The sequence below is a fragment of the Longimicrobium sp. genome (assembly GCF_036399935.1).
GTDB lineage: Bacteria > Gemmatimonadota > Gemmatimonadetes > Longimicrobiales > Longimicrobiaceae > Longimicrobium.
The window spans coordinates 18,158-34,100 of the sequence record NZ_DASWMD010000054.1 but is presented as its reverse complement, the minus strand read 5'-3'; the positions used below and the strand labels follow the sequence as shown (position 1 = coordinate 34,100).

13 protein-coding genes are annotated in these 15,943 nt (G+C 70.7%); 9 read left to right on the top strand and 4 right to left on the bottom strand.

All coding sequences use genetic code 11. The features are described 5' to 3' along the window. The first annotated feature begins 128 nt into the window (after positions 1-128). The 3 genes from VGB24_RS16465 to VGB24_RS16455 all read left to right on the top strand — a co-directional run bounded on the left by VGB24_RS16465 (position 129) and on the right by VGB24_RS16455 (position 4,771). Positions 129-2,909 (top strand): TIM-barrel domain-containing protein, encoded by a 2,781-nt coding sequence (locus VGB24_RS16465; RefSeq protein ID WP_331074037.1) that lies wholly within the window; start codon positions 129-131, stop codon positions 2,907-2,909. A gap of 46 nt (positions 2,910-2,955) precedes the next feature. Continuing rightward, positions 2,956-3,780, top strand: a complete 825-nt coding sequence (locus VGB24_RS16460) for a DUF6209 family protein (protein WP_331074036.1) — start codon at positions 2,956-2,958, stop codon at positions 3,778-3,780. A 145-nt stretch (positions 3,781-3,925) separates the two neighbouring features. After that, the gene (locus tag VGB24_RS16455; protein ID WP_331074035.1) at positions 3,926-4,771 is read left to right on the top strand and encodes a menaquinone biosynthesis protein; all 846 of its coding nucleotides are present in this window, start codon (positions 3,926-3,928) and stop codon (positions 4,769-4,771) included. Between the two features lie 93 nt (positions 4,772-4,864). Here VGB24_RS16455 and VGB24_RS16450 read toward each other — a convergent pair whose 3' ends face one another. The 4 genes from VGB24_RS16450 to VGB24_RS16435 form a co-directional block, all read right to left on the bottom strand. Beyond that, positions 4,865-6,181: an SGNH/GDSL hydrolase family protein gene (locus VGB24_RS16450; protein ID WP_331074034.1), complete on the bottom strand. Its 1,317-nt coding sequence runs from the start codon at positions 6,179-6,181 to the stop codon at positions 4,865-4,867. A gap of 41 nt (positions 6,182-6,222) precedes the next feature. Continuing rightward, entirely contained in the window at positions 6,223-7,551 is a 1,329-nt protein-coding gene (locus VGB24_RS16445) for an OmpP1/FadL family transporter (RefSeq protein ID WP_331074033.1), read from the bottom strand. A gap of 176 nt (positions 7,552-7,727) precedes the next feature. Beyond that, positions 7,728-8,012, bottom strand: a complete 285-nt coding sequence (locus tag VGB24_RS16440; protein ID WP_331074032.1) for a hypothetical protein — start codon at positions 8,010-8,012, stop codon at positions 7,728-7,730. A 174-nt stretch (positions 8,013-8,186) separates the two neighbouring features. Further along, positions 8,187-8,849: an SCO family protein gene (locus tag VGB24_RS16435; protein WP_331074031.1), complete on the bottom strand. Its 663-nt coding sequence runs from the start codon at positions 8,847-8,849 to the stop codon at positions 8,187-8,189. Between the two features lie 150 nt (positions 8,850-8,999). On the opposite strand from VGB24_RS16435, the gene VGB24_RS16430 reads away from it, so the two are divergent. From VGB24_RS16430 to VGB24_RS16405, 6 genes are all read left to right on the top strand, one after another. After that, the gene (locus VGB24_RS16430; RefSeq protein WP_331074030.1) at positions 9,000-9,815 is read left to right on the top strand and encodes a 2,3,4,5-tetrahydropyridine-2,6-dicarboxylate N-succinyltransferase; all 816 of its coding nucleotides are present in this window, start codon (positions 9,000-9,002) and stop codon (positions 9,813-9,815) included. Between the two features lie 487 nt (positions 9,816-10,302). After that, positions 10,303-11,379 carry a succinyl-diaminopimelate desuccinylase gene (gene dapE / locus VGB24_RS16425; protein WP_331074029.1) on the top strand — a complete coding sequence of 359 codons (1,077 nt, stop codon included), beginning with the start codon at positions 10,303-10,305 and terminating at the stop codon, positions 11,377-11,379. Then, positions 11,376-12,521 carry a pyridoxal phosphate-dependent aminotransferase gene (locus tag VGB24_RS16420; RefSeq protein WP_331074028.1) on the top strand — a complete coding sequence of 382 codons (1,146 nt, stop codon included), beginning with the start codon at positions 11,376-11,378 and terminating at the stop codon, positions 12,519-12,521. The genes dapE and VGB24_RS16420 overlap by 4 nt, the downstream gene beginning before the upstream one ends. A 72-nt stretch (positions 12,522-12,593) precedes the next feature. After that, a complete protein-coding gene (locus VGB24_RS16415; protein WP_331074027.1) occupies positions 12,594-13,028 on the top strand; it encodes a hypothetical protein in 435 nt (144 codons plus the stop codon). Between the two features lie 73 nt (positions 13,029-13,101). After that, the gene (locus VGB24_RS16410) at positions 13,102-14,712 is read left to right on the top strand and encodes a S8 family peptidase (protein WP_331074026.1); all 1,611 of its coding nucleotides are present in this window, start codon (positions 13,102-13,104) and stop codon (positions 14,710-14,712) included. A gap of 231 nt (positions 14,713-14,943) precedes the next feature. After that, the gene (locus VGB24_RS16405) at positions 14,944-15,912 is read left to right on the top strand and encodes an NAD-dependent epimerase/dehydratase family protein (RefSeq protein ID WP_331074025.1); all 969 of its coding nucleotides are present in this window, start codon (positions 14,944-14,946) and stop codon (positions 15,910-15,912) included. Positions 15,913-15,943: the final 31 nt, after the last annotated feature.

Here is a 15,943-nt window from a genome sequence, read left to right as displayed (position 1 = left end):
TCTCGCGCGCGGAGCGCCGCGCGCCGGCTTTCGCTGGCGCACCGCCCGCCACCCGCAGGCCCAGTTCCGCGCGCGGACGCGCGGCGCGACCTCGCCTCCTCCTTCCCGCCCCCGAAAGGCTGCCGGCCATGGACTACACGTTCGTAGACGTCGACTCGTTTACGCCCAACACCCAGATCAACTGGATCCCCATCGGCGACATCAGCTCGCACACGCGCAGCGGCAAGGCGAACGTGTGGACGCTGCAGATGTCGGGCGGGCTCTCGCTGCGGCTTTCCATCCTGGGGCCGCAATGCTTCCGGGTGCAGTTCGACCCGGCGGGGGGCGACTACTCGGTCGAGACCTCGGTGGCGGTGGTGACGCGCGACCTGGGCCCGGTGACGGTGAACGTGGTGCAGGACGACGCCGAGGCGCTGGTGCTGGACACCGGCGCCATCCAGGTGCACGTGGCGCTGCAGCCCTTCGCCGTCTCGGTGTACCGCGATGGGCAGCTGCTGAGCGCCGACTTCACGGGGCAGGGGCTGGTGTACATTCCCGGCCAGGAGGTCACCGCCTGCTTCAAGAACTTTCCGCGAGGCGCCATGTACGTGGGCTTCGGCGAAAAGGCGGGCTCGCAGCTGGTGAAGAACCAGTTCACCATGACGCAGTTCAACTTCGACAACTTCAAGTACGTCAACGCGCCCCTTCCCCAGGGCTGGGGCGCCGGCCCGCTGAACCCGGCCGAGGCGCTGTACTGCTCCATCCCGCTGCTGATGGAGCTGAACCCCTCCGGCGCCGGCACGGGCGGCCCGTACGCGTACGGCATCTTCCTGGACAACCCGGGGCAGACGTACTTCAACGTGGGCGCCAACGACTACTCCGACATGTCGGGGAAGTACTACTTCGGGGCGCTGTACGGGGAGATGGACTACTACTTCATGGCCGGCGGCGGGGCGCCCGACGTGCTCGGGCAGTACACCACGCTCACCGGCCGCGCGCCCATGCCGCCCAAGTACACCTTGGGCTTTCACCAGGGCGCGTACGGGTACTACGACCACAACAAGCTCACGGCGGCGGCCAACGCCTACCGCGCCGCCGGCATCCCCTGCGACGGGCTTCACATCGACGTGGACTTCCAGGACAACTACCGGACGTTCACGCACAGCGAGATGAAGTTCCCCGAGGTCGGCCCGTACATGCAGGGGCTTCATGCGCAGGGGTTCAAGTGTAGCACCAACATCACCCCCCTGCTCACCGACAACGCGCTCGACGAAACCGGCAACGTTGCGCCGTACGTGCAGCGTGACGCCATGAACTCCATCAACGGGCTGATCTACGATACCCGCGCGGGCCAGGGCCCCAACCCCAACCTGTTCGTGGGGCAGGTGTCGTACGGGTTCAACTTCGGGTCCAACCCGTACGAGTACCCGCCGCTCACGCCCAACTCGCAGGGCGCGGTTCCGCTGGGTGCCCCAGGCAACTACTCGGACTTCGGGCGCGAAGACGTGCGCGAAATGTGGGGCCGGCAATACGCCCACCTGGTGAACGACGTGGGGATGGACATGATCTGGCAGGACATGACCTGCCCGGCGCTGGCGGGCAGCTCCGACACGCCGTGGAAGACGTTTCCGCTGGACCAGATGCAGAACGACGGGCTCACCTACGTGCCCTCGGCCGTCATCCACAACCAGTACGTCCTCAACCTGCTGAGGGCCACCTGGGAGGGGTTGGGCAAGCTGCGCCCGCAGACCCGCAACTTCATCATCGCCCGCGGCGGGTATGCGGGAATGCAGCGCTACGCGGCGCTGTGGACGGGCGACTCCGCGTCCAGTTGGGACTTCCTGGCCATCAACATCCCCGAGGTGCTGAACCTGGGCCTTTCCGGCGTGCCCATGTCGGGAACGGACATCGGCGGGTTCGCGACGGGAGATGGCACCGAGGGCACCGCGCAGGTGGTGAACGGGCAGGTGGTGGGCGGCATCACCAACTACGAGCTGCTCACCCGGTGGATGCAGCTGGGCTCGTTCCTCCCCTGGTTCCGCAACCACTACGACGGGTACAACAAGCAGTTCCAGGAGGCGTACGCGTACGGCGATCCCGTTCCCGCCAACTGCGGAAAGTACGTGCAGCTGCGCTACCGCATGCTGCAGGTGTACTACGACGCCATGTGGGAATGGACGCAGACGGGAATGCCCGTGGCGCGGGCACTCTTCCTGAACGATCCCGGCGACCCGCAGGTGTACGAGCACCTGAACGACCAGTTCTTCGTGGGCCGCGACTTCCTGGTGGCGCCCATCCTCACCCCCGGGTGGAGCTTCAGCCCGCCGCAGCCCACGTCGCGCAGCGTGTACCTGCCCGCGGGAAGCCAGTGGTACGCGTTCAAGGACAACGCCGCCCCGCTCGACGCGCCGGTGGACGGGGGCACGCTGATCCCGTCGTGGACCGCCGACCTTTCGCAGGTGCCCATCTACGTGCGGGCCGGGGCCATCCTGCCCTTCCGCGAGCTGGAGCAGTGGGTGGGGCAGCTGGCCCGGAACCCGCTGACCATCAACATCTACCCCGGTCCCGACAGCACCTACACGCTGTACCAGGACGACGGGATCACCACCGAGGCGCAGGGCAAGAACGGGGTGTACCGCGTCACGGAGATCAGCCACACGGGGATCCCGGGCGGGCAGAGCGTCCGCGTGCTGCGCACGTACGACAACTACCCCAAGATTCCCGAAACCTTCTACTACGTCGCCCTGCTCGGCACGCGAAATCCGTCGTCGGTCACGCTGGGCGGCGGCACGCTGCCCAACGTGGGAGATCCCGGCAGCCTCTCGCAGTCGCCGGGGAGCGCGTACTACTGGAACAGCGACCTGCAGATCACCTTCGCCAAGGTGTTCGACACGGCGGCGGACGTGACGCTCACGGCCGAGTACATCTGATGCGGAACCAGCCCTCTTCTTACGCCCGACGGAAAGGAAGCGTCACATGGTGATGCGCATGGGGCGGGGCAAGACCCCGCAGATCACGTTCACGCTGGACTTCCACCAGCTGGTGTCCGGCGAGCTGGCCCCGGGCACGCCCTGCGCGGTGCGGTACGACCCGCTCCGCATCGTGCCGCCGGGGGACGACTACCGCTTCGGAGACCCGGAGCGGCCGGTGACGGGCTACTTCGCCTTTCGGCCGGATGCCCCCGCGGCCGTGGAGGTCATCCTCCAGTCCCCGTCCGGCATTCACGACGAACCGGACGTCGACATTACGGGGCAGGGCTCGGCGCTGGTGGGGGAGTTCGACATCCCGGCCGACGCGGAGCAGGTGATCGCCTGGTTCTCGTTCGCCGACTCCGCGGGGGAGACGCGGTGGGACAGCAACGGCGGCTCCAACTACCACTTCCGCTTCATGCTGCGCGAGCTGCAGATCCTGAAGGCCGACGTCGAGAACGATGCGAAGGCGGCCATCAGCCGCTTTCACCTGGAGGTGTCGGCGCCGGCGGCGGCCACCCGCGTCACGGCCCGCTACCGGGTGATGAACACCCAGCCCCCGGCCGAGCGGCAGGAGGTGGAGCTCACCCGCGCAGGCGACGCGGACGGCGGCGGCGTGCTGTGGACGCTCCCCGGCCTGCAGGTGCCGCACGCGGCGGTGGTGGCGTACGACCTGGTGTACGTCGTGGGCGGCCGCAGCCACAAGGACGACAACCACGGCCGATACCACCTGGCGCCCCGCCCGTCGCGGCTGTTCCCCGACAGCTTCGGCGATCCGGCGGGCCCGCCCAAGGAGCTGGTGGCGGCCCTCGCGCGGCACGCCAGCGCCTGAGCGTCCGCGGAACAGGAGCCGCGTGAAAGCACGCTGGCCGGTTGACAACCGGCCGGCGTGCTCGTCATTTGGCCGGAACGGCGGGCTAGGCCGGGCGCGCAAAGGCGGCCGGCGTTTTCGTTTCGAGCGACGGGATGGCGAGCGGATGGGCGGCAGCGAGGGAGACGGAGGCGAGGGGCGGCTGCGGCTGGGCCACATCACGTACAGCAACTGCTTTCCCGTCCATGCACGGCTGATGGACCGCGGGGCGCCGCCGTGGCTGCAGGTGGTCGAAGGGGTGCCCTCGTACCTGAACGGGCTCCTGGACCGCGGCCGGATCGACGTGGCGCCCTGCTCCAGCATCGAGTTCGCCCGGCACACGGCGGGCTACCGCGTGCTGCCGGACCTAGTGATCGGCTCGCGCGGCGCGGTGCGCAGCATCCTCTTGCTCACCCGCGTGCCCCCGGAAGAACTTTCAGCGCGCACCGTGGCCATGCCCACCGCCTCCGCGACGTCGGTGGTGCTGCTGAAGGTGCTGCTGAAGCTTCGCTGGGGTGCCACGCCACGGTTCACCTGGTTCGACCAGGCCCGCGACGACCCGTTCGCCGCCGGGGCGGATGCGGCGCTGTTCATCGGCGACGTGGCGCTGCGCCCCGGGCTTCACCCCGGGGTCCCCACGCGGTTCGACCTGGGTGCGGAGTGGATGGAGCACACCGGGCTCCCCTTCGCCTTCGCCGTCTGGCAGGCGGGCGGCGGCACGGACGCGCAGCTCGGCCGCCTGCACGCCGAGCTGCTGGAGTCGCGCGCCTACGGGCTGGAGCACCGCGCCGCGCTCGCGGACCGATACGCCGGGCACTTCGGCTTCACCCCGGAGTTCCTGGACCGCTACTGGGCCGACCTGTCGTACGAGCTGGACGGCCCCATGCTGCGGGGGCTCGCGAAGTTCTACGAGCTGGCCGCGCAGATCGGGGAGATCGAGGCGCCCCCGGAGATCCGCTTCGCCGGCGGGTGAGCGCAGACGGCAGAGGGAAGACGTGGATCGAAAAAGGAACGGCCCCTCCCGGAAACCCGGGAGGGGCCGTTCTCCATTCGCGACGAGCGTGGATCAGCTGGTCGGAATGCTGGTGCCGTACTTGGTGTTGATCGCCGCGGCGAACGAGTTCGCCAGGGTCACGTGCGCCGACGTGGAGGGGTGCACGCCGTCGAACGAGAGGAGCGCGCCGAAGAAGTTGGGCGCGGCCGTGGCACCGGTGACCGGACAGGAGTTGAGCACCGCCGCCTGGAACTGCGCGGCGGTCTGCGCCGTGGCCAGCAGCTGGCACTTGCGGAGGTTGTTGTAGCGCCCGTTCGTGGTCTGGTTCCCCACCGTGGCCAGGATGGCGTTGGGGTCCACGTACAGCCAGTTGTTCGCCGTCGCCGCCTGCTGGATGGCCATGTTGAACGCGTTCACGCGGGCCCCGATGATGGCCTGCTCGCTCGTGTCCAGCACGTAGGCCCCGCGGCGGGGGTCGCCCACCGGGTAGGCGGCCGGATCGCAGTTGATCTCGGGGAAGTTGGTGTCGCTGATGATCTGGAACGACACCATGTTCGCCGCCAGCGGGTTGGGCTGGCCGAGCGCGTTCACGGGCGAGCAGTTGCCGTTCACCAGCTTGCCGTTGAACCGCCCCGTGGCCGCGTCGCGCGCCAGGAAGAAGTACGCGCCCGGCTGAAGGATGGGGGCGGCCTGGACCGCGTTCACCACGCCCACCAGCATGGCGCCCTTCGGCCCCGCGATCTTGATGGAATCCACGAGCGCGTTCAGCTGCGCCTGGAAGGTGGCCAGCGGAGTCAGCGACGAGTCGGCGCCAGCCGACCGCGGCCCCAGGATGCCGCCGACCGCGGCCTCCAGCGCGTCGTTGTTCCCGATCCACACCGACACGAACGTCGGCTGCGACTCGATCATGGCGCGCGCCTGCGTGCGCGGGCCCACGATCAGGGTGTGGAGCTGGCCGACCGATCCCGTGGGGAACACCAGCAGGTCGCGCAGGCGCTCGCCCGGAACGGCCAGGTTGCTGACGAACGGCGGATTGTCGATGCGCACGCAGCTGTCGGCGGTGCCCACACGCCCGGTGGCGCCCAGCGGCGCCAGGAACGGGCGCGGGCACCCGGGGCGCGCGATCAGCGGAGCGTAGAACTGGGCGCCCGCGCGCTCGGCCAGCAGCACCGGGTAGGCCCGGATCTGCAGGCTGTCGTTGATGCCGCCGGACTGGTAGCCCGCGGTGATGGAGTTGCCCAGCGACACGTAGCGTTGGAACAGCTCGCCACCCGCGAGCGGCACGCGCGGCGACAACAGCTCGTCGCCATCGCCCACGCAGGCGCCGAGCAGCACCGTGCCGGCCAGCGCCGCGGCGCGCAGCACGGTACCCAGCGATCTCTTCTTCATGCGATGATCTCCTTCAGCCAGTTCCGTTCGGGGTGTGCGCATCAGGGCTGCTCGGCGGCCCCGCCGAAGCGGTACGCCAGCGTGAAGTTGAAGACCATGCCTCGCGACTCGTAGATGCCGGCCCGGGGCCCGCCCGGAAGCACGGCGCCCGCGCGCGGCGGCTGGTTGATGTACTGGAACGAGAAGTCCGTCGAGAGCGCGCGGGTCACCCGGTAGCCCAGCCCCAGCGTGTAGTAGTTGCGCTCGCCCTCGGGAAGCAGGGGCGTGGCGCGGGGCGTCGCCGCCTCGTTGTAGCGGAAGCCCGCGCGCACCACCAGCGCGTCCGTCGCCTGGAAGTCGGCGGCCAGGCGGAAGGTGTTGGCGTCGTTGTAGCCCAGCACCAGCGTGTCGGGCGCGGTGGTCTCGAACTGCACCGGCAGCACGTCGAAGCTGGACCAGTGGGTGCGCTGGAAGTCGCCCATCAGGTTCACGCGGGGGTGCATCCGCGCGCCGAGGCCGACCACCACCTGGCTGGGAAAGGTGAGCGTGGTGCCGACGCCCTGGTTCTTGGGCAGGCCGGCGGCGATCACCGCGTCCACGCCCGGGTTGCCCGTCGGCACCGGATCGAACGTGGCGTCGCCGTCCAGGTCCACCTCGGCCGAACCCAGGTAGCGGGCGCCCAGGTACGTGCCTTCGCCCAGCTGCAGCATGCCGCCCACGTGGTACGTCCAGCCGGTGCCTTCGCCCTGCAGGTTCACGTCGGCCACTTCGGTTCTGCCCAGCCCCACGGTCTCGGGGCCGAACTGGCGGCGGCTGACGTCGATCTTCCCCATCACGTAGTCCACGCCCGCGCCCAGCGAAAGCCGGCCGGGGATCACCTGGTACGCCACGGTGGGCTGCACGTAGAAGCCGCGCAGCTGGTTGTCGTAGCCGGTGAAGCGGCCCTCGAAGTTGGTGCGGCCGCAGCGCGGGTCGGTGGCCGGGCACACGTCCCACTCCAGCCCCAGGCCGTACGGGGCCAGCGCGCTGACGCCCACGGCCAGCCGCGAGCTGGCGCGGAAGTTCACGTACGCCTGCGGAACCGGGACCGTGGCGTCCTCGCGCTCGATGGACTCGTCCGACGTCGGCGCCATCCCCGGGTCGTACTTGAAGGTGTTGCCCGCGCGGACCAGCGCCACGCCCACTCCGATGGCCGAGGGGCTCATGGCCATCGCGCCGGGGTTGAACCACACCGTCGAGCCGTCGTCGCACGGCGTCGCCACGCCGGCGCCGGCGCGCGCGGCCATGCAGGCGCTCTGCTGATCGACCATGGAGCCCTGCGCGTGCAGCGGGGCTCCGGCCGCCACGCTCACGGCCGCCGCGGCACTGGCGATGGCCAGACTTCGTCTCATACGATCTCCCTGGAAGTGATGTGAGGGCCCAACGGTTCGCGCCCGGATCGGGGGCGATGCAATGCTGCGCGACGGGAATGGCAGGTTTTCCGGTGCGCACGATACTGCCCGGCGGCCACCCTCGTCAAGCCGAAAAATCACAGTCGTTCCGCCGTCTTCCGGTGAGCGCCGCTCAGTCAGCGTCCCCTGGCCGTCAGCGCCACGACCAGCGTGCCGATGGCGTTGGCCACGGCCACGGCGTTCGCCACCACGAAGATGCGGTTCTTCAGCCGCAGGCTGTACACCAGGAACAGCGCGCTGGCCAGCGTCTGCAGCCCGAAGAAGAGCGGGTCGATGCCCTCGGGGCCCTGCGTGAGCGCACGGATGAAGGTGTAGGTGAGCGAGCCGGCCAGCACCACGCAGGCTGCCCAGCCCACCATCTTCACCCACCCCGTGTCCGACGCGCGCCGATGTGGAGGCATTCGTTTCTTGTGAGTATCAGGACGCCCGGAAAAGCCGCGGGTCACATGCACGGGGCGCGCCGGGGGCGCGGCAGGGGGCCGGGAGCAAGTGCGTGAGTGCGTGAGTGCGTGAGTGCGTGAGTGCGTGAGTGCGTGAGTGCGTGAGTGCGTGAGTGCGTGAGTGCGTAAGTGCCGCTACATCCGGGCGAGCGTCCGGATGTCGTCCCGGACCTGCTCGGGGGTCGCTGCGTCGGAGATGATCACCTGCAGGTCGCCGCGCCGGTCGATGCCGTACACCGCGCCCGGGTGCGCCAGCAGCCCCGCCGGCCTCGGCGCGTGCGCGGCGTGCCCGCCGTGGGCCGCGCGGGACCGTGCCGGGTCGGCGATCATCACGTACGCGCCGTACCCCCGCCGGGCCTGCGCCAGCGCCGCGCTGTCGCCCGTCAGCGCCACGATGCCGGTGCCGAACCGGGAGGCGTAGGCCTTGAGGACCGCGGGGGTGTCGCGCTCCGGGTCCAGCGTCACCAGCACGATCCGCGTGTCGCGGGCGCGGCGGCCGGCGCGTTCCACGGCTTGGGTGAGCTTCTGCAGCGTCAGCGGGCAGACGTCGGGGCAGTTCGTGTAGCCGAAGAACAGCAGCACCGGCGTGCCCCGGAAGCTGGCCAGCGTCGTGGGCCGGCCGTCCTGGTCCGTCAGCGCGAAATCCGCCGCGGGGCCGGTTCCCGTGTAGGTGGTGCCGTGGAAGGCGGGCGCCGGGCGGGGCGCCGTGGCCACGCCGGCAGCCACGATCACGGCCAGCGAGACCGCGACCATCGCCACGAGGGGCCGTCGCGAGGGGCGGCCTCGATTGCTGGACATCAACTTGTCGTCTTCGGTTGCCTGCGCGGATCGGCACACAATCTAACATCGTGCGCCGTCATCCCGAAGAAGCGGCCTCCCACTCGCGCGGGCATGGACCCGGCAGTACGTTGCGCGCCGGCAACCGGCGGATCACTACGGGAGGAGCGGATGCAGGACTTGGAGCGGCTGGTCTCGGAGGCGTACCAGGATCGCGAGCGGCTGAAGGACGCGGGGACGGCGCAGGCGGTGGAGCGGGTGATCGCCCTGCTGGACCGCGGTGAGGTGCGCGTGGCGGAAAAGCGCGACGGCGACTGGCACGTCAACGCGTGGGTCAAGGAAGCCATCCTGCTGTACTTCGCCCTGCGGCCGCTGGAGCCCATGGAGGCCGGCGACCTGCACTTCTACGACAAGATCCGCACGAAGTCCGACCTGCAGGCGCAGGGCATCCGCGTGGTGCCGCCCGGCGTGGCCCGCTACGGCAGCTTCCTGGAGCCGGGGTGCGTGGTGATGCCCGGCTACGTGAACATCGGCGCGTACGTGGGCGCCGGGACGATGGTGGACACGTGGGCCACCGTGGGCTCGTGCGCGCAGATCGGCAGGGGCGTGCACCTGTCCGGCGGCGTGGGCATCGGCGGGGTGCTGGAGCCGCCCGGCGCTTCGCCGGTGATCGTGGAGGATGGCGCGTTCATCGGGTCGCGATGCATCGTGGTGGAGGGGGTGGTCGTCGAGGAAGAGGCGGTGCTCGGCGCCAGCGTGGTGCTCACCGCATCCACCCCCATCGTGGACGTGACGGGCCCGGAGCCGGTGATCACCAAGGGGCGTATCCCGGCGCGCTCCGTGGTCATCCCCGGCACGCTGCCCAAGGAGTTCCCGGCGGGCACCTTCCACGTCCCCTGCGCCCTGCTGATCGGCAAGCGGAAGGCGTCGACGGACAAGAAGACCTCGCTGAACGACGTGCTGCGGACGTTCAACGTGCAGGTGTGAGGCGGCGTCTCAACCCCTGCACGGGCGGTTGAAACCGCGGCAACAACGGCCCGAAGTCCGCCTTCGCGGACTGGCGTGCCGTGGAGTGAGTCGAGGTCTGTGGCGCGCCTGGACATCGTCAGGTCTCCCCCTCCCCTGCGAAGCGGGGGCAGGGGGCCGGGGGGAGGGGGCTTCCCGGGAAGTGCTCCGGCAGCCCGTCACGAGCACCAGGTTGACTCCTCTCTCCCGCGCAGTTTGCGGGGGAGAGGCTGGGAGAGGGGGGCGCCCAGGGCATCCTCGGCAGCCAGCCTCATCCGGATGCAGTTCTCCCCTCTCCCGCTTGCGGGAGCAGGGGCCGGGGGAGAGGGCAGCCGGGGACTGCGCCGAAGCCGCCGAGGCGCGCTCGACTTCTCCCCCCTCCGCACAGCAGTACCGTGCGGGAGAGGGGCCGGGGGAGGGGCCTCCTCGATCCGCATCCGAATCACGAAACCCGCAGGGGTGTAGCCGTTTGAGTGAGGAAATCAGGGACGAGCTGGCGCGGCTGACGCTGGAGCTGTGCGCCATCCCCAGCGAAACGTGCCACGAGGACGAAATTGCCTCGTGGATTCACCACCGGTGCGTGCAGGCCGCCGGCGCCCGGGTGGTCACGCGCATCGGCAACTCCGTGATCTGCGAGCCGTACGGCAGGGACGAGCGCCCCGGCGAGCCCGTCGTTGCGCTGGTGGGCCACGTCGATACCGTGAAGTGCGCCGAGGGACAGCCGCTGGAGATCCGCGCCGGCAAGGTGTACGGCTGTGGTTCGAGCGACATGAAGTCCGGTCTCGCCGTGATGCTGGGCCTGCTGGACCGCTGGCGCGAGCTGGGGCGCGCGCGGCCCTTGTGGATCTTCTACGACGGCGAGGAAGGACCGGCGGAGGGCAACGGACTGGGGCCGGTGCTGGAAAGCGGCGTGCTGCCGCCCATCGACTTCGCCTTCATCCTGGAGCCCACGGACCAGGGGGTGCAGCCCGGCTGCATGGGCCTCATCCACGCCACCGTCACCGTGCGCGGCACCCGCGCCCACAGCGCCCGCCCCTGGCAGGGCGACAACGCGCTGTACCGCGCCATTCCCGTGCTGGAGCGGCTGCGTGCGTTCGAGCGGCGCGCGGTGAAGTTCGGCGATCTCTGCTTCTACGAGGTGATCGTCGCTACCGCAGCCGTCACCCACAACTCGCGCAACGTGGTGCCCGACGCGGTGGAGCTGAACGTCAACTTCCGCTTCGCCCCCGGCAACACGGCCCAGAACGCCGAGGCCGAGCTGCGCGCGATGGTCGGCGACCTGGCCGACGTGGAGGTGACCGACAGCGCGCCGGCGGGCGACGTCCACGCCGACCATCCCCTGCTGGCGGACTGGTGCCGGGCGGAAAAGCTGAAGGTGATGCCCAAGCAGGCGTGGACCGACGTGGCGCGCTTCACCGCCAGCGGCATCCCCGCCGTCAACTTCGGTCCGGGCGAGACGGCGCAGGCCCACCAGGCCGGCGAGTGGGCGTCCATCGATTCCCTGGAGCACTGCTACGGGGCCCTTCGCCGCTGGTTCGACGGATGAACCCCGTCCTGTCCGGCATCGCCCCCTCGCTGATCCGCGAGCTGAACGCCCGCAAGAAGCCGGGCGACATCGACCTGGGGTTGGGCGAGCCCACGCTGAAGCCCGACGCCCGCTACTTCGAGGCCGCCACGGAGCGCGTGCGCCGGGAGGGCTGCCCGTACTCGCCCAACGCCGGCTACATCGATCTGCGCGCCGCCGTGGCCGCCTACCACGGCTTTCCGGACCGCGGCGCGGCGGAGAACGTGGTGATCACCGTCGGCTCGGAAGAGGCGCTGTACCTGGCCATCAAGGCCGTGCTGGACCCGGCGCGCGACGAGGCGCTGATCGTGGAGCCGTGCTACCTGGCGTATCCCAAGCTGTGCGCGCTGGAAGGGATCCGGCACCGCACGGTGGCGCTGAGCGGGGACGACGGCTTTCGCCCCAGCGCCGCGCGCGTGCTGGCGGCGATGGGGCCCGCGACGCGGATGATCATCCTCAACTCGCCCAACAACCCCACCGGGCGCGTCTGGCCGGAGGTGGAGCTGCGCGCCCTGGCCGGCGGGCTGGCGGCGCGCCCCGGTCCGCCTGTGTGGGTGCTTTCGGACGAGGTGTACCGCGAGCTGTATTTCACCGCGGAACCGCCCCCCTCCATCGGGCAGCTGTGGCCGTACGCGCTCGTCGCCGGCTCGCTTTCCAAGAGCAACGCCCTCACCGGCCTGCGCCTGGGATGGCTGGTGGGGGATCCGAAAGCCATCGCCGCCGCCACCAAGGTGCACCAGCTGGTGAACACGGCCGCGAGCACCTTCTCCCAGACAGTGGCGCGTGAAGTCTTCGCCGATCCCGCCAACCTGGGCGCGCACCGCGCGCACTACGCCGAACGGCTGGAGGTGGTGGCGGGATTGATGAAGCGCAACGGCATCGGCTGGGTGCGGCCGGAGGGCGCCTTCTACTGCATGGTGCGCCTGCCGATGGCGCTGGAGCACGATTCGCTCGCCGCCGCCGAGGCGCTGCTGGAGGCGCACCAAGTGGTCGCCACGCCCGGGCGCGCCTTCGGCGACCGCGGCGAAGGGTGGCTGCGGCTCTCGTGGGTGGCGGAGCCCGACGACCTTCGCGCCGGCATCGAACGCATCGCCGCCTTCTTCGCCACGGCCGACGGAGCCTGACGGACGGTCGGCGCGCTTCTTTCGTCCCGGGCGCAGAAACGTACGTACCCACACCCCAAAAACCTCTCTCGCATGGCTCTTCGCGCCCGACGTCCCCCGGACCCGCTTCGCGACCACCTGGTAGAGGTGCGCCGCCACCTGCTGCGGCTTCACAAGGCGCTGATCGACAGCGAGCGCCCCCTGTACGAGCAGCGCACGGGGCCCATCTCCAACATGCAGCTGCTGCAGGCGCTGCTCGAGGACCCGTTCTTCGCCTGGCTGCGCCCGTTTTCGGGGCTGATCTCGTCCATCGACGCGGCGCTGTCGGAGGACGAGCCGGTGACGCGCGACCAGGCCCGCGGCTTCGTGAGCCAGGCGGGGGCGCTGGTGTCCGGCTCGGCCGAGGCGGACGAGAACGCCGCCCGCTTCGTGCAGGTGCGCCAGCGCGATCCGGCCGTGCTCTTCGCGCAGACCGAGCTTCACCGCCGCATCGCCGAAGCCCTCCGCTGGCTGGACGCGCAGGCGTGATGGCTCTTTTCCTCCCGTTCCGGGTACTGGCTGGCCGGTCCCGACTGAACCACCTCCCGTCATCGATGGTGTCATGAAGCTCATTCGCCCCGTTCTCCTTGCCGGGTTCGCGCTGGCGTCCGTTCCGGCGGCCGTGCACGCGCAGGCCGCGCCGGCCGACAGCGCCGCGCGCAACTGGCACCTGCTGGACCCCGCCGCCGACCGCGTGCCGGGGATCAGCGCCGAGCGCGCCCACCGCGAGCTGCTGGCCCCCCGCCAGGTGCGCGACACGATCATCGTCGCCATCATCGACAGCGGGGTAGAGGTGGACCACCCCGATCTGGACGGCGTGCTGTGGACCAACCGCCGCGAGGTGCCGGGCAACGGCCGCGACGACGACCGCAACGGCTACGTCGACGACGTCCACGGGTGGAACTTCATCGGCGGGCGCGACGGGCGGAACGTCAAGGAAGACACGTACGAGGTCACGCGCCTGTACGCGCAGCTCCGCCCGCGCTTCCAGGACGCCGACTCGGCCTCCATCCCCGCGGCCGACCGTGCGGACTACGCCCTGTGGCGCCGCGTAAAGGCCGACTTCGAGGGGCGCCGGGCGGAGGAGGAGCAGACGCTCGGCGCCATCCGGCAGGCCGAAGAAACGCTGCGCCAGGCGGAAACCATCCTCAAGCGCGAGATGGGCACCACCGCCCTCACGGCGAGCGCGGTGACGCTGTTCAGCCCCAAGGACCAGATGGGGCAGCAGGCGCGGCAGATCTTCCTTCACTTCGCCGGGCTGGGCTACTCGCTGGAGCGCGTGGTCGAGGCGCGCGAAAGCACCGAGGCGGGCGTGCGGTTCTCGCTGAACCCCGAGTTCGACCCGCGCAACGTCGTGGGCGACGACCCGCGCAACCCCACCGAGCGCGGCTACGGCAACAACCAGTACGAGGGGCCCGACGCCGGGCACGGCACGCACGTGGCCGGCATCGTGGCGGCCGAGCGCGGGAACGGGCAGGGGATCGACGGCATCGCCCCGGCGGTGCGCATCATGTCGCTGCGCGCGGTGCCGCAGGGCGACGAGCGCGACAAGGACGTGGCCAACGCCATCCGCTACGCCGTCGACAACGGCGCCCGCGTGGTGAACATGAGCTTCGGCAAGTCGTTCTCGCCGCAGAAGGAGCTGGTGGACGCCGCCGTCCGCTACGCCGAGGAAAAGGGCGTGCTGCTGGTGCATGCCGCCGGCAACGACGGCGCCGACCTGAGCGAAGACCCCAACTTTCCCACGCCGCTGCTGCACGGCGGGCGACGTGCGGCCAACTGGATCGAGGTGGGCGCCGCGTCGTGGCAGGGCGGCGACCACCTGGCAGCCTCGTTCAGCAACTACGACGAGCAGCTGGTGGACGTGTTCGCCCCGGGCGTGGCCATCCTGTCCACCGTGCCGGACGGCGAGATCCAGCGCAACGACGGCACCAGCATGGCGGCGCCCGTGGTGGCCGGCGTGGCGGCGACGATCCTGTCGTACTACCCGGAGCTGACGGCGGCGCAGGTGCGCCAGATCATCATGGAGTCGGCCACGCGCTTCGAGGGGCTCAGCGTGGTGCGCCCCGGCAGCGAAGACGAGCGTGTGCCCTTCGCCCAGCTTTCCGGCACGGGCGGGGTGGTGAACCTGCACGCCGCGCTGCAGATGGCCGAGCGCATGACGCGCCGCTAGGGCCGGCTTTCGGCCGGGCGCGGGGTTGCGGAAAGGCCCCTTCCGGGTTGACACAACCCCGCGCCGCGGCTAGGTTTGCGGCCAGCCGAGGGGTGGCTGCAGTGCTTGGGATGCGCCGATGAGCGGCGCGAAGAGGATCTGGGCGGGGCCCGCCCGGTCCTCTTTCTTGTTGGCGTCCGGCGGCGGCGTTGCGCATCCGGCGGATTCGCCGCACATTGCTGCCCTGTTCCAATGAGCCGAACCGCACTGATCACCGGCGCCACGGGCTTCGTCGGCGGCCACCTGGTTCGCCGGCTCGCCCGGTCCGGATGGACGGTGCGCGCGCTGGTGCGCGGCGGCAGCGACACGCGCGTGCTCGACGAGGTGGGCGCCCAGCGCGTCCGGGGCAGCCTGGACGACGAGGGGGCGCTGCGCGAGGGCGCCAGCGGTGCCGACACCGTCTTTCACCTTGCCGCCGTCACCGCCGCCCGGGGCGAAGCCGCGTACGTCCGCGCTAACGTCGACGGCACCCGCAACGTGGTGCGCGGGACCAACGCGGCGACGCCGCCCCCGCGGCGGCTGGTGTACCTGAGCTCGTACGCGGCCTGCGGCCCGGCGCTCCACGGCCGCCCGCGCCGGGTGGACGAAACGCCCGGGCCGGTTTCCACGTACGGACGCACCAAGCTGCAGGGCGAGGCGGTGGTCGGCGGCGAGCTGGCGGGCGGCACGAGCGCCGCCATCCTGCGCGCCCCGCCCGTGTACGGCCCCGGCGACAAAGCCCTCCTCCCCTACTTCCGGCTGGTGAAGCGACGGCTGGCGCCCGCCCCCGCGGGCCCCGAGCTGCGCACCCACATGGTCTTCGTGGAGGACCTGGCCGCCGCGCTCGCGAACGCGGCCGACGCGCCCCCCGGCACGTACCCCGTCGCCGAGCCCGTGGAGCATCCGTGGGGCGACATCGTACGCGCCATCGCGGCAGAGATGGGCACCCGGCCCGTGCGGCTGAAGCTTCCCCCCGCGGGGGTGAGGGCGGCGGGCACGGTGGCCGGCTGGTTCGGCGGCATTGGCGTATTCAATCGCGAAAAGGCCGAAGAGATGCTTGCGCCGGCCTGGCTTTGCGATCTCACGGGGCTGGACGCGCTGATCCCGCCCGGAACCGCCACTCCGCTCGCGGAGGGCATCCGGCGCACGGCTCAGTGGTACCTGGAACAGGGATGGGTTTGATGGCGACGATCGAGGAGACGGTGCGGCGTAC

Coding starts and splice junctions, on each gene's coding strand:
- VGB24_RS16465 (WP_331074037.1), top strand. CDS start 129: ATGGACTACACGTTCGTAGACGTCGACTCGTTTACGCCCAACACCCAG.
- VGB24_RS16430 (WP_331074030.1), top strand. CDS start 9,000: ATGCAGGACTTGGAGCGGCTGGTCTCGGAGGCGTACCAGGATCGCGAG.
- VGB24_RS16415 (WP_331074027.1), top strand. CDS start 12,594: ATGGCTCTTCGCGCCCGACGTCCCCCGGACCCGCTTCGCGACCACCTG.
- VGB24_RS16460 (WP_331074036.1), top strand. CDS start 2,956: ATGGTGATGCGCATGGGGCGGGGCAAGACCCCGCAGATCACGTTCACG.
- VGB24_RS16405 (WP_331074025.1), top strand. CDS start 14,944: ATGAGCCGAACCGCACTGATCACCGGCGCCACGGGCTTCGTCGGCGGC.
- VGB24_RS16410 (WP_331074026.1), top strand. CDS start 13,102: ATGAAGCTCATTCGCCCCGTTCTCCTTGCCGGGTTCGCGCTGGCGTCC.
- VGB24_RS16445 (WP_331074033.1), bottom strand. CDS start 7,551: ATGAGACGAAGTCTGGCCATCGCCAGTGCCGCGGCGGCCGTGAGCGTG.
- VGB24_RS16420 (WP_331074028.1), top strand. CDS start 11,376: ATGAACCCCGTCCTGTCCGGCATCGCCCCCTCGCTGATCCGCGAGCTG.
- VGB24_RS16435 (WP_331074031.1), bottom strand. CDS start 8,849: ATGTCCAGCAATCGAGGCCGCCCCTCGCGACGGCCCCTCGTGGCGATG.
- VGB24_RS16440 (WP_331074032.1), bottom strand. CDS start 8,012: ATGCCTCCACATCGGCGCGCGTCGGACACGGGGTGGGTGAAGATGGTG.
- VGB24_RS16450 (WP_331074034.1), bottom strand. CDS start 6,181: ATGAAGAAGAGATCGCTGGGTACCGTGCTGCGCGCCGCGGCGCTGGCC.
- VGB24_RS16455 (WP_331074035.1), top strand. CDS start 3,926: ATGGGCGGCAGCGAGGGAGACGGAGGCGAGGGGCGGCTGCGGCTGGGC.